This is a genomic window from Pseudomonas sp. BN515, assembly GCF_029873155.1.
Lineage (GTDB): Bacteria > Pseudomonadota > Gammaproteobacteria > Pseudomonadales > Pseudomonadaceae > Metapseudomonas.
This window is the reverse complement of record NZ_SSOH01000042.1, coordinates 17,828-29,421: the sequence shown is the minus strand read 5'-3', so window position 1 is coordinate 29,421 and position 11,594 is coordinate 17,828. Positions and strand designations below refer to the sequence as shown.

The 11,594-nt window shown below is 63.2% G+C and carries 13 protein-coding genes; 6 read left to right on the top strand and 7 right to left on the bottom strand.

Going from position 1 to position 11,594, the window contains the following annotated elements; translation table 11 throughout:
* Window positions 1-120 precede the first annotated feature (120 nt).
* From E8E91_RS10915 to E8E91_RS10905, 3 genes are all read left to right on the top strand, one after another.
* Window positions 121-387: a PepSY domain-containing protein gene (locus tag E8E91_RS10915; protein WP_280364356.1), complete on the top strand. Its 267-nt coding sequence runs from the start codon at window positions 121-123 to the stop codon at window positions 385-387.
* Window positions 388-390: 3 nt separating this feature from the next.
* Window positions 391-924: a cytochrome b/b6 domain-containing protein gene (locus E8E91_RS10910; RefSeq protein WP_280375775.1), complete on the top strand. Its 534-nt coding sequence runs from the start codon at window positions 391-393 to the stop codon at window positions 922-924.
* 277 nt (window positions 925-1,201) lie between these two features.
* Window positions 1,202-1,855: a 7-cyano-7-deazaguanine/7-aminomethyl-7-deazaguanine transporter gene (locus tag E8E91_RS10905; protein WP_280375774.1), complete on the top strand. Its 654-nt coding sequence runs from the start codon at window positions 1,202-1,204 to the stop codon at window positions 1,853-1,855.
* Between the two features lie 103 nt (window positions 1,856-1,958).
* On the opposite strand, the gene E8E91_RS10900 is transcribed toward E8E91_RS10905, so the two are convergent.
* The 4 genes from E8E91_RS10900 to E8E91_RS10885 all read right to left on the bottom strand — a co-directional run bounded on the left by E8E91_RS10900 (window position 1,959) and on the right by E8E91_RS10885 (window position 5,687).
* Window positions 1,959-2,909 (bottom strand): adenosine deaminase, encoded by a 951-nt coding sequence (locus tag E8E91_RS10900; protein WP_280375773.1) that lies wholly within the window; start codon window positions 2,907-2,909, stop codon window positions 1,959-1,961.
* A 409-nt stretch (window positions 2,910-3,318) separates the two neighbouring features.
* The gene (locus tag E8E91_RS10895; protein ID WP_280375772.1) at window positions 3,319-3,903 is read right to left on the bottom strand and encodes a YigZ family protein; all 585 of its coding nucleotides are present in this window, start codon (window positions 3,901-3,903) and stop codon (window positions 3,319-3,321) included.
* Complete coding sequence (locus tag E8E91_RS10890; protein WP_280375771.1) at window positions 3,903-4,571, bottom strand: TetR/AcrR family transcriptional regulator; 669 nt, start codon at window positions 4,569-4,571, stop codon at window positions 3,903-3,905. The genes E8E91_RS10895 and E8E91_RS10890 overlap by 1 nt, the downstream gene beginning before the upstream one ends.
* Before the next feature lie 195 nt (window positions 4,572-4,766).
* Window positions 4,767-5,687 carry a LysR family transcriptional regulator gene (locus tag E8E91_RS10885; RefSeq protein ID WP_280375770.1) on the bottom strand — a complete coding sequence of 307 codons (921 nt, stop codon included), beginning with the start codon at window positions 5,685-5,687 and terminating at the stop codon, window positions 4,767-4,769.
* A gap of 120 nt (window positions 5,688-5,807) precedes the next feature.
* Here E8E91_RS10885 and E8E91_RS10880 point away from each other — a divergent pair, with 120 nt between their 5' ends.
* From E8E91_RS10880 to E8E91_RS10870, 3 genes are all read left to right on the top strand, one after another.
* Window positions 5,808-7,154 (top strand): aspartate aminotransferase family protein, encoded by a 1,347-nt coding sequence (locus tag E8E91_RS10880; protein WP_280375769.1) that lies wholly within the window; start codon window positions 5,808-5,810, stop codon window positions 7,152-7,154.
* Entirely contained in the window at window positions 7,154-7,441 is a 288-nt protein-coding gene (locus E8E91_RS10875; protein ID WP_077524298.1) for a cupin domain-containing protein, read from the top strand. Before E8E91_RS10880 ends, E8E91_RS10875 begins: the two co-directional genes overlap by 1 nt.
* A 109-nt stretch (window positions 7,442-7,550) precedes the next feature.
* Window positions 7,551-9,047: a CoA-acylating methylmalonate-semialdehyde dehydrogenase gene (locus E8E91_RS10870; RefSeq protein ID WP_280375768.1), complete on the top strand. Its 1,497-nt coding sequence runs from the start codon at window positions 7,551-7,553 to the stop codon at window positions 9,045-9,047.
* Window positions 9,048-9,169: 122 nt separating this feature from the next.
* Here the strand turns inward: E8E91_RS10870 and E8E91_RS10865 are convergent, their stop codons facing one another.
* The 3 genes from E8E91_RS10865 to E8E91_RS10855 all read right to left on the bottom strand — a co-directional run bounded on the left by E8E91_RS10865 (window position 9,170) and on the right by E8E91_RS10855 (window position 11,475).
* Window positions 9,170-9,703, bottom strand: a complete 534-nt coding sequence (locus E8E91_RS10865) for a transposase (protein ID WP_280375767.1) — start codon at window positions 9,701-9,703, stop codon at window positions 9,170-9,172.
* A gap of 149 nt (window positions 9,704-9,852) precedes the next feature.
* On the bottom strand, window positions 9,853-10,302 hold the full coding sequence (locus E8E91_RS10860) for a Bro-N domain-containing protein (RefSeq protein ID WP_280375766.1): 450 nt from the start codon (window positions 10,300-10,302) through the stop codon (window positions 9,853-9,855).
* A gap of 357 nt (window positions 10,303-10,659) precedes the next feature.
* Window positions 10,660-11,475 carry an NYN domain-containing protein gene (locus E8E91_RS10855; RefSeq protein WP_280375765.1) on the bottom strand — a complete coding sequence of 272 codons (816 nt, stop codon included), beginning with the start codon at window positions 11,473-11,475 and terminating at the stop codon, window positions 10,660-10,662.
* Between the last annotated feature and the right edge of the window lie 119 nt (window positions 11,476-11,594).

Here is an 11,594-nt window from a genome sequence, read left to right as displayed (position 1 = left end):
GATCGGCGGACCGACATATGACAGCCGCCAAGGCCTGGCCTACTCTCCATCGTCATGGCAGTGAATGAGAAAGCCTTGCATTGCCTTTCGCCATACAACGCAAAATTCGAGGTCGATACCATGCGTAAGCTCCTGCTCCTTTCCCTGGTCCTTGTCAGCCCGCTGACCTTTGCCAAGACCGAATGCACGTCCGCCGACAAGGCCCAGTGGCAAGACCAGACCAAGTTCCAGGACGACCTCAAGGCCCAGGGCTACGACATCAAGAAGTTCAAGGTCACCGCCGGCAACTGCTACGAGATCTACGGCTGGGACAAGGACAAGCGCAAGGTCGAGATCTACTTCAACCCGGTTGACGGCAAGGTGGTCAAGCAGGAGATCGAGGACTAAGCCGTGAGCGCCGAGACTGTTCGCCTCTGGGACCCGGTAGTGCGGATCGGCCACTGGTCCCTGGTGGCCGCCTTCATCGGTGACTACTTCCTCAACGAGGCGGGTGACGGCTGGCACCGCTGGCTCGGCTATTACGCCGTGGCGGTGGTGCTGGTGCGCCTGGTCTGGGGCTTCGTCGGCCCCGGGCCTGCACGCTGGTCGGACTTCTGGCCGCATCCGGCGCGCCTGGTGGCCCACGCCAAGTCGCTGCTGACCGGTGGCCACATGCACCGCCTGGGCCACTCGCCTCTGGGCGGGCTGGTGATGATCCTCATGCTGCTGCTGATGGTCGGCCTGGGCGTCACCGGCTTCCTGATGGAAGAAGTCGACTACTTCTGGGGCGAGGACCTGCCCCGGGACATCCATGAGTTCATGGCCGACGGCCTGTTCTGGCTGGCCTTTGTGCACGTCGGCGCTGCGCTGGTGGAAAGCGTGCGCATGCGCGAGAACCTGCCCTGGTCGATGGTGACCGGGCGACGCAAGACGCTTAACGACTAAGGGCCGCATCGCGGCCCTTTTCGTATGCATTCCCTTTGTAGGGGCGAATTCATTCGCCAAGGACAGCGAAGCTGGCCCATTTGGGCAACATCAGGGCAGCCCTTCGGCCTGCTTGGCGAATGAATTCGCCCCTACAGGTTTTTTTGCCACCGATGCATGCGTCCGGACGATCCGTCTTTTCCTGACGCGCGGGTCAAGTTAGAATGCGCGCCGTCGTCGGCCAGGGGGCCGCGACATGGGTTCCCTCACCCCATCGGCAAAAAGGATGCAAATCACCATGCCCGCAGCTTCTCCCACGGTCTGGCGCCCGGCACTCACCGGCCTGATCGCTTTCCACATCCTGATCATCATCGCCAGCAATTACCTGGTGCAGTTGCCGATCACCCTGTTCGGCTGGCACACCACCTGGGGCGCGTTCAGCTTTCCTTTCATCTTCCTGGCTACCGACCTGACCGTTCGCCTGATGGGCAAGCAGGCTGCGCGCCGGGTCATCGCACGGGTCATGGTCCCGGCATTGCTGGCGTCCTATGGGGTGTCGGTACTGTTCCAGGAAGCGAGCTTCCAGGGCTTCGCGGCTCTCGGCGAATTCAACCTCTTCGTCGCCCGCATCTCCCTGGCCAGTTTCCTCGCCTACGTACTGGGCCAGGTGCTGGATATCCAGGTCTTCGACCGTCTGCGGCAGATGCGCCAGTGGTGGATCGCCCCGGTGGCCTCGACCATCGCCGGCAACCTGCTGGATACCTTCGCCTTCTTCTCGGTGGCCTTCTGGCGCAGCGACAACCCCTTCATGGCGGCGAACTGGGTGGAAATCGCCACCGTGGACTACGGCGTAAAGCTGGCCATCAGCCTGGTGCTCTTCGTGCCGCTCTACGGCATGTTGCTTGGCGGCATCCTGCGCTTGCTGACGCCGCGTCCGGCAGCTTCCCTGTAGGAATCGCCGAAGCCGATCCGGTAGGGTGCGCCATGCGCACCGGCGGTTTGACAGAGTGTCGAAGCCGGTGCGCGCAGCGCACCCTACGAATTCAGCAGCTGCCTTATTTGATCAGTCGCGCATCCAGGCTGTTCTGCGCCAGGCGTTTGGCCTGGTCCTCGGTCATGCCCAGGTGCTCGTGCAGGGCGGCGAAGTTCTCGGTGACGTAGCCGCCGAAGTACGCCGGATCGTCGGAGTTCACCGTTACCTTCACGCCGCGCTCCAGCATGTCGAGGATGTTGTGCTGGCGCATGTGGTCGAACACGCAGAGCTTGATGTTGGACAGCGGGCAGACGGTGAGCGGGATCTGTTCGTCGATGATGCGCTGCATCAGTCGCTCGTCTTCGACGGCGCGTACGCCGTGGTCGATGCGCTCGATCTTGAGCAGGTCCAGGGCTTCCCAGATGTACTCCGGCGGGCCTTCCTCGCCGGCGTGGGCGACGGTGAGGAAGCCTTCGGCACGGGCGCGGTCGAACACCCGCTGGAACTTGCTTGGCGGATGGCCCTTTTCCGAGCTGTCCAGGCCGACAGCAATGAAGGCGTCGCGGAAGGGCAGGGCTTGATCGAGGGTCTTCTGCGCCTCGTCTTCAGAGAGGTGGCGCAGGAAGCTGAGGATCAGCCCGGAGCTGATGCCCAGTTGCTCGCGACCGTCTTCCAGGGCCTGGCGGATGCCGGACAGCACCACTTCGAAGGGAATGCCGCGATCGGTGTGGGTCTGCGGGTCGAAGAACGGCTCGGTGTGAATCACGTTCTGCGCCTTGCAGCGCTGCAGGTAGGCCCAGGTGAGGTCGTAGAAATCCTGCTCGGTGCGCAGCACATCGGCGCCGGCGTAGTAGAGGTCGAGGAACTCCTGCAGGTTGTTGAAGGCGTACGCCTTGCGCAGGGTTTCCACGTCGGCCCAGGGCAGCACCACCTTGTTGCGTTCGGCCAGGGCGAACAGCAGTTCGGGCTCCAGCGAACCCTCCAGGTGCAGGTGCAGTTCAGCCTTGGGCAGGGCATTCAGCCATTCGTACATGGTGGATTCTCTTCATCAGGCGGGGATGGCGGAAAGTTTACCTGTTGTTTGGGCAGATTCATTCGCCGGGGCTGGGCACTCTTCGCCTGTCTGGTTTTGCTCGTTTTTTGATCAGTCTTCCGCAAGGCTCGCCAGCCCTGGGCTGCGGCGGATACTCCCAAGCTTATCCACAGCCTTTTCCCCGTTGAACGTGGACAAGGGCGGACCTGTCGAGCGCTTGCTGCGCTGCATTGGTGCGTGGAGGAATGCACCAAAAATCAGGTGCTTAAGTTTGGGGCAGGGGATAAGCCGGGTATTGGGCAAAAAGCGAACAGTTCTCGCTAAGCCGCGTCGTTGTGGCGTTACAGGCAAAAGCCCACGAGTTATCCACAGCGGGCTCCACAGAAAATGTGGGTGGTATTCGATAGGGTCAGACCCGCTTTACTTCCAACCGTCCCCGGCTGATATCTCGCAGGACTTGCTCGAACCCGGCAATGCGGCCCTCGGGCAGGGCCAGGATCAGCTCGGCGCCTTCGGCATCGAAGCTTTCACTTTCCACCAACGCTTCGAAGTCGCCAAGGCGCGCCTTCAGTAGCGGCAGTTCGGCAAAACCGGGATGGCAACTGATGCGGCTGCGGGCTACCAGTTCCACACGCTGGCCGCCTTGCAGGCATTTGGCGGCGCTGCCGCCGTAGGCGCGGGCGAGGCCGCCGGTGCCGAGCTGGATACCGCCGTAATAGCGGATCACCAGGACCGCGACCTGGTCGCAGTCCTGACCTTCGATGGCAGCGAGGATCGGGCGTCCGGCGGTGCCGCCGGGTTCGCCGTCGTCACTGAAACGGTACTGGTTGCCCAGCTTCCAGGCCCAGCAGTTGTGGGATGCGCCAGGCTCGGACAGGCGTGCGATGAAGGCCTGCGCTTCCTCGACGCTGGTCACCTGCGCGGCATGGGCAATGAAGCGGCTCTTCTTGATCTCCTCGCGGTACTCGGCGGGAGCGGACAGGGTGAACGGCATCAGGCAGTCGCGGGCGGAGTCAGGCCGCAGCCCTTGAGGATGATCTGGATGAGGTTCTGCGTGGCCGCTTCGAAATCGTCCTTGGTCAGGCGCTTGCGGCCGGTGACGCGGCAGATCTGGGTGTTGAAGTCGGCGTAGTGCTGGGTGCTGCCCCAGAGCAGGAAGATCAGGTTCACCGGGTCGACCCGGTCCATCTTGCCGGCAGCGATCCAGGCTTCGAATACCCCGGCGCGGCCCTTGAACCAGGTGCGGTAGTCCTGATCGAAGTGGGCTTCCAGGCAGCCGCCGCCACTGATGATTTCCATGGCGAAGATCTTCGAGGCCAGCGGATGGCGACGGGAGAACTCCATCTTGGCGCGGATGTAGCGGGCCAGCGCCTCGGCCGGGTCGTCTTCGGCGGTGAGGGCGTTGAAGGTGCTGTCCCAGAGTTCCAGGTGGTTGCTCAGCACGGCGATGTACAGGCCCAACTTGTTGCTGAAGTAGTAGTGCAGGTTGGCCTTGGGCAGCCCGGCGCGCAGGGCGATGGTGTTCATGCTGGTGCCCTTGAAGCCGTGGCGGGCGAACTCCTCCTCCGCGGCGGCGAGGATCAGCTCTTCGTTCTTCTGACGAATGCGGCCGGCGGGCTTGGTGGGAGGGTTCGGGCTGTGGGCGGGCACCAGTGAAGTCATAGGCTTCCTTATTGTAAGAGGGGGTTGGCGACAGCACTGATAACCCAGGATGACCGCGCCTACAAGCAAAACTGGAGCATCGGTCAGGTTATTCGTGGATTTGTCCGGACCGCACCGGAATGGGGCTTGAGCGGCGCCGGGAGGCTCTCGTTGTGGGAGTGAATTCATTCGCGAATGAATTCGCACAGGTGGATGTCAGCTCGTCGCTGCCAGCGCTTCCAGGAAACTCTCCAGCACCAGGTGCGGCCGGCGGCCCTTGCGGGTCACCGAAGACAGCGACAGGTCATAGAAGCGCGTCGCCGGCTTCAGCGCCCGCAGCCGCCCTTGCTGTACCCAGAAGCTGGCGTAGTGGTCCGGCAGGTAGCCGATGTAGCGCCCGGTGAGGATGAGGAAGGCCATGCCTTCGCGGTCCGAGGCGCTGGCCGTGCTGTTGAGCACCTGATAGTGCGCCTGGATGTCCGCCGGCAGGCGGAAGGTTGGGGCGATGGCGTCTTGCTGGTTCAGGCGGTCGTCGCGCAGTTGCGCATCGTCCACATAGAACAGCGGATGGCCCACGGCGCAGTAGAGCAGCGAGCGCTCGCTGTACAGGGGTTGGTATTCCAGCCCGGAGAGGGCAGCGGTCTGCGGCACCACGCCGACGTGCAGGCGGCCGTCGAGCACCCCCTGTTCCACCTCGCTGGGCGGCGTCATGCGGATGTTGATCTGCACGTCCGGGCCGCGCTCCTTCAGGCGCGACAGCGCATGGGTGATGCGCATGTGGGGCAGTGTCACCAGGTTGTCGGTGAGGCCGATGTTCAGCTCCCCGCGCAGGTGCTGGTGCAGGCCGTTGACCTCGGTCCGAAAGGTTTCCAGCGACGCCAGCAACTGCATGGACGACTGGTATACCTCGCGGCCTTCCTCAGTCAGGGCGAATCCGGCACGGCCGCGCTGGCACAGGCGCAGGCCGAGGCGTTGTTCCAGGTCGCTCATCTGCTGGCTGATGGCCGAACGGCCGATGCCCAGTACGCTCTCGGCAGCGGAGAAACCGCCGCATTCCACCACGCTGCGGAAGATGCGCAGCAGGCGGATATCGAAATCGCTCACCTGCGCCAGCGGCTCGGGACGGCGGGTACTCATGGTTTAGCAACCTCTAACCTAAAGATTTGAAAAGTTGGATTTTCGTGACTTTATGCCCGTGGCAATGTCGGCAGCAAGTAGCGCGTCGTTCCTCAGAACAAGACACTTTCGAGGCCACACATGAACATGCCGCAGACCGCCCAGCTCCCTCTCGCCAGCCAGCTGAAGCTGGACGCCCACTGGATGCCCTTCTCCGCCAACCGCAACTTCCAGCGCGACCCGCGCCTGATCGTCGCCGCTGAAGGCAGCTGGCTGATCGACGACCAGGGCCGTCGTGTGTACGACAGTCTCTCCGGCCTGTGGACCTGCGGCGCCGGCCACTCGCGCAAGGAAATCCAGGAAGCCGTGGCCAAGCAGCTCGGCACCCTCGACTACTCCCCGGGCTTCCAGTACGGCCATCCGCTGTCTTTCCAGCTGGCCGAGAAGATCGCCAACCTGACTCCCGGCGAACTGAACCACGTGTTCTTCACCGGTTCCGGCTCCGAGTGCGCCGACACCTCCATCAAGATGGCCCGTGCCTACTGGCGCCTGAAGGGCCAGCCGCAGAAGACCAAGCTGATCGGCCGCGCCCGTGGCTACCACGGCGTGAACGTTGCCGGCACCGCCTTGGGCGGCATCGGTGGCAACCGCAAGATGTTCGGGCAACTGATGGACGTCGACCACCTGCCGCATACCCTGCAGCCGGGCATGGCCTTCACCAAGGGCGCTGCCGAAACCGGCGGCGTGGAGCTGGCCAACGAACTGCTGAAACTGATCGAACTGCATGACGCGTCCAACATCGCCGCCGTGATCGTCGAGCCGATGTCCGGCTCCGCTGGTGTGATCGTGCCGCCGGCCGGCTACCTGCAGCGCCTGCGCGAAATCTGCGACCAGAACAACATCCTGCTGATCTTCGACGAAGTGATCACCGCCTTCGGCCGCATGGGCAAGATGACCGGCGCTGAATACTTCGGCGTGACTCCGGACCTGATGAACGTGGCCAAGCAGGTCACCAACGGCGCCATTCCCATGGGCGCGGTGATCGCCAGCCGCGAGATCTACCAGACCTTCATGAACCAGGCGACGCCCGAATACGCCGTCGAGTTCACCCACGGCTACACCTACTCCGCACACCCGGTCGCCTGCGCCGCCGGCCTGGCCGCCCTGGATCTGCTGGAGAAGGAAAACCTGGTGCAGCAATCCGCCGAACTGGCCCCGCACTTCGAGAAAGCCATCCACGGCCTGAAAGGTGCCAAGCACGTCATCGACATCCGCAACTGCGGCCTGGCCGGTGCCCTGCAGATCGCCCCGCGTGACGGCGACGCCATCGTCCGTCCGTTCGAGGCCGGCATGGCCCTGTGGAAGGCTGGTTTCTACGTCCGCTTCGGTGGCGACACCCTGCAGTTCGGCCCGACCTTCAACGCCAAGCCGGAAGAACTGGACCGCCTGTTCGACGCCGTCGGCCAGGCCCTGCAGGGCGTGAATTGATGAGCCAGCGCCCGCAGGCCGTGCCCACCGTGCAGGTGGATAACGACGAGGTGATCGTCACCGAGTGGCGCTTCGCCCCCGGTGCCGAAACCGGTCGCCACCGCCATGGCTACGACTACGTCGTGGTGCCGATGACCAACGGCACCCTGCTGCTGGAAACCCCGGAGGGCGACAAACACGCCCCCCTGGTGGCCGGCCAGAGTTACTTCCGCAAGGCCGGCGTCGAACACAACGTGATCAACGCCAGCGACCATGAAGTGGTCTTCGTCGAAACCGAATTGAAATAGCGCATGGACAACCCCCTCTCCCACTGGGAGAGGGCTGGGGTGAGGGTAACTCCCGCCCCTTGGATCATCCGGCGCCGCAAAGACAAAAGCCCTACAAGAGACCCCACCCATGAGCCTCATCCCGCACCTGATCAACGGCGAACGCATCGACGACCAAGGTCGCACTGCAGACGTGTTCAACCCGTCCACCGGCGAAGCCCACCGCAAGGTTGGCCTGGCCAGCCGCGCCACCATCCAGCAGGCCATCGACGCTGCCAAGGCCGCTTTCCCGGCCTGGCGCAACACCCCGCCGGCCAAGCGCGCCCAGGTGCTGTTCCGCTTCAAGCAACTGCTGGAAGCCAACGAAGCGGTGATCTCCAAGCTGATCGCCGAAGAGCACGGCAAGACTCTGGAAGACGCTGCCGGTGAACTGAAGCGCGGCATCGAGAACGTCGAGTACGCCTGCGCCGCCCCGGAAATCCTCAAGGGCGAATACACCCGCAACGTCGGCCCGAACATCGACGCCTGGAGCGACTTCCAGCCGCTGGGCGTGGTCGCTGGCATCACCCCGTTCAACTTCCCGGCCATGGTGCCGCTGTGGATGTACCCGCTGGCCATCGCCTGCGGCAACACCTTCATCCTCAAGCCCTCCGAGCGTGACCCGAGCTCCACCCTGCTGATCGCCGAGCTGTTCCATCAGGCCGGCCTGCCCAAGGGCGTGCTGAACGTGGTCAACGGTGACAAGGAAGCCGTGGACGCGCTGATCGAAGCGCCGGAAGTCAAAGCCCTCAGCTTCGTTGGCTCGACCCCGATCGCCGAATACATCTATGCCGAAGGCACCAAGCGCGGCAAGCGCGTGCAAGCCCTGGGCGGCGCGAAGAACCACGCGGTACTGATGCCCGACGCCGACCTCGACAACGCTGTCAGCGCACTGATGGGCGCGGCCTACGGTTCCTGCGGCGAGCGCTGCATGGCCATCTCCGTGGCGGTGTGCGTGGGCGACCAGATCGCCGATGCGCTGGTCGACAAGATCGTTCCGCAGATCAAAGGCCTGAAGATCGGCGCCGGCACCAACTGCGGCCTGGACATGGGCCCGCTGGTCACCGCCGCCGCCCGCGACAAGGTGGTCGGTTACATCGACGACGGCGTCGCTGCTGGCGCCAAGCTGGTGGTGGACGGCCGTGGCTACCGCGTGGCCGGCCATGAAGACGGTTACTTCGTCGGCGGCACCCTGTTCGACAACGTCAAAGCCGACATGCGCATCTACCAGGAAGAAATCTTCGGTCCGGTGCTCTGCATCGTCCGCGTCGGCAGCCTGGAAGACGCCATGCAGCTGATCAACGACCACGAGTACGGCAACGGCACCTGCATCTTCACCCGCGACGGCGAAGCCGCCCGCCTGTTCTGCGACGAGATCGAAGTGGGCATGGTCGGCGTCAACGTGCCGCTGCCGGTACCGGTGGCCTACCACAGCTTCGGCGGCTGGAAGCGCTCCCTGTTCGGCGACCTCCACGCCTACGGCCCGGACGGTGTGCGCTTCTACACCCGCCGCAAGGCCATCACCCAGCGCTGGCCGCAGCGCGCCAGCCACGAGGCGGCGCAGTTCGCGTTCCCCAGCAACGGCTGAGTGATGCGTTGAACCAAAAGCCCCGGCAATCGCCGGGGCTTTTTAGTTTGATGGGTATCGCTTCGCTCTACGCCATCCTACGGGGGTGTGCTTCGTAGGATGGGTAGAGCCTGCGAAACCCATCACCATTCCCCCACACCGTGCGCCATGTCCGCTCCATCCCCCGCCCAATCCACCGGCAAGATTCCCGCATCTACATAGCGGTGAAACGATGACCACGGCCAATCCGCCACCCGCTCCACATGCCCATGTTTGCGTGGGTTGTGGTGGATGTAATCCACATGTCGGGCGAAGTCGTCGCCATCGCGGACACGGTGCTCCCAGAAACGGCGTTGCCAGATACCGCGTTCGCCTTTGCTCAGTCGGCTGGCCGACAGGGGCTCGCACGGCGGCAATGCACGGGAAAAGCTGCTCTTGATCTGACGCCAGCGCAGGGCGTAGTCCGCATCGTCCGGCGGCAAGGTACAGAGCGCGTGAAGGTGATCGGGGAGTATGACGATGGCGTCGATGCGCCAGGGGTGGCGCTGCATGCAGGCGCGGAAGCTGGCGCGGAGCAGGTCAATTCGATCGATCAGCAAGCGGCTTCGGCGTTCCGCCAGATTGAGGGTGAAGAACCAACTGGCACCTGGGGTGTGGTCGCGGCGGTAATTGGTCATCGGATGGCTTCCTTGCCGGGGCTGTTCATGGGTTTCGCAAGCTCTACCCATCCTACGAACGATCTCCCACGGGAGCAGCGCGACGAGTTGCCCGATGATTGCGCTGTGCTTTGTAGGATGGCGCAGAGCGAAGCGAATCCCATCACCGTTCAAGAGCCCACGTGCCTTGGTACTTCCTCCCACGGCATCCACAATTCACCCTGCCATTCCAGTAGCGTCAGCCGCTGGGATTGCCAGCTCAGCATTACCCGACGAGGTCGGTAGAAATCCTCGGCGTGTTGGTCGCGCAGAGTGGGGATGACGTCGCGGGTGAGCCATTCATCCAGCTGCTGGCATTCAGGGTGACCGAAGCGGATCAGCGCCTTGTACAGGCCGGCTTCGTTGATGACGTGAATCTCTTCTTCATGGCCGTTGGCGTACTGGATGGGGATGCGGCGGGTCTCGTGGGGACGCAGGCGGCGGTGAAGGGATTGGGGATGGTGTAGACCGAGCAGGCGGGCGAAGTCGTAGGCGGAGAACCAGGGCTGGTTGTCGATCATCACGCCGCGCAAAGGGCGGTTGTGGCGGTGGAAGAAGGTGGGGATGTATGCGTCGTGCATGGTGTAACTCCTATGGCTCGTTAAGGAGCTGCCACCTTCGTCGTCAAGCGAAAGGGTGGCAGACCGCACGGGGTTGACGAACCGGGCCATAGATCCGGCAGACCCCGAGGGATCTCCCCGCGCGGTATGCCATTAGGGCGGTGCAGTGTAAGAAACTGCACACAAGGTAGGGGCGGTAGGAATCGTCCGTCGTTTCCCACATGCACCGTAGGCAAAGTCGCGCGTATGGCTTCAGGTCGTCAAACCCGATCGCGGGATTGACCGCGACCGGGGCACGTTAGGGAGAGAGGAGGGGACGAACAAGGGCCGCCGAATGGTTTGGGAAAAATCCCACGATCACCCTGGGAGCTGTTGCGGCTACTTGCTGTTCTTGCGATTGCGGACGAAGAGCACCTTGCCTCCTGTGCTCGTGGTTCCGCGCTCTTCAAGCTCGAAGCGATGAGGGTTTCCCTTGATCAGGTCACTCAGCTTCTTGAAGCCGTACAGGCGTGGATCGAAGTCGGTTCGAATCTTGGTGATATCGGAGCCAACTGCCGCGAGCGGAGCCCAGCCGTCTTCGTCGTCGAGTCCGTCGATCACCGTGGCGATCGCATCCACGGGAACCTTCTGCGGCTTGATCGGAGCAGGCTTATCAGTCGGTTTGGCAGGCTCGGCGGCTGGCGCCGGAGCTACGGGCTGTGGTTTGTCGCCGCTGGCAGCGGGCTCCGGCAGCGCTTCCGCGCGCAGTATCTCCGTATAGATGAACTTGTCGCAGGCGGAGACGAAGGGCTTGGGCGTCTTCTCTTCACCGAAGCCGTATACCGTCAGGCCTTCCTCCCTCAAGCGCGCGGCCAGACGGGTGAAATCGCTATCGCTGGAAACCAGGCAGAAGCCATCGAAACGCCGGGTGTAGAGCAGGTCCATGGCGTCGATGATCAGTGAGCTATCGGTGGCATTCTTGCCCTTGGTATAGGCGAACTGCTGGATGGGTTGAATGGAGTGGTCGAGCAGGACCTTCTTCCAGCTACCTAGCTGCGGCGCGGTCCAGTCTCCATAGATGCGTTTGACGCTGGCGACGCCGTACTTGGCGATTTCTTCGAACAGCCCTTCGATGATGGACGCTTGTGCGTTGTCGGCATCGATAAGCACGGCGAGGTGCTTCTGCTGGTGCGTCGGGTGAGCTTTGCTGGCCATGGCTCGTCCTTGAAGAGGGATGGCTGAACATACTGCGAAGTCATTGGGCAGCGCCAACCCATCGGACGGAGGAATTGCGGTTTGCTGTTTGGTGGTTACTATAACCACCAAATCTGGGC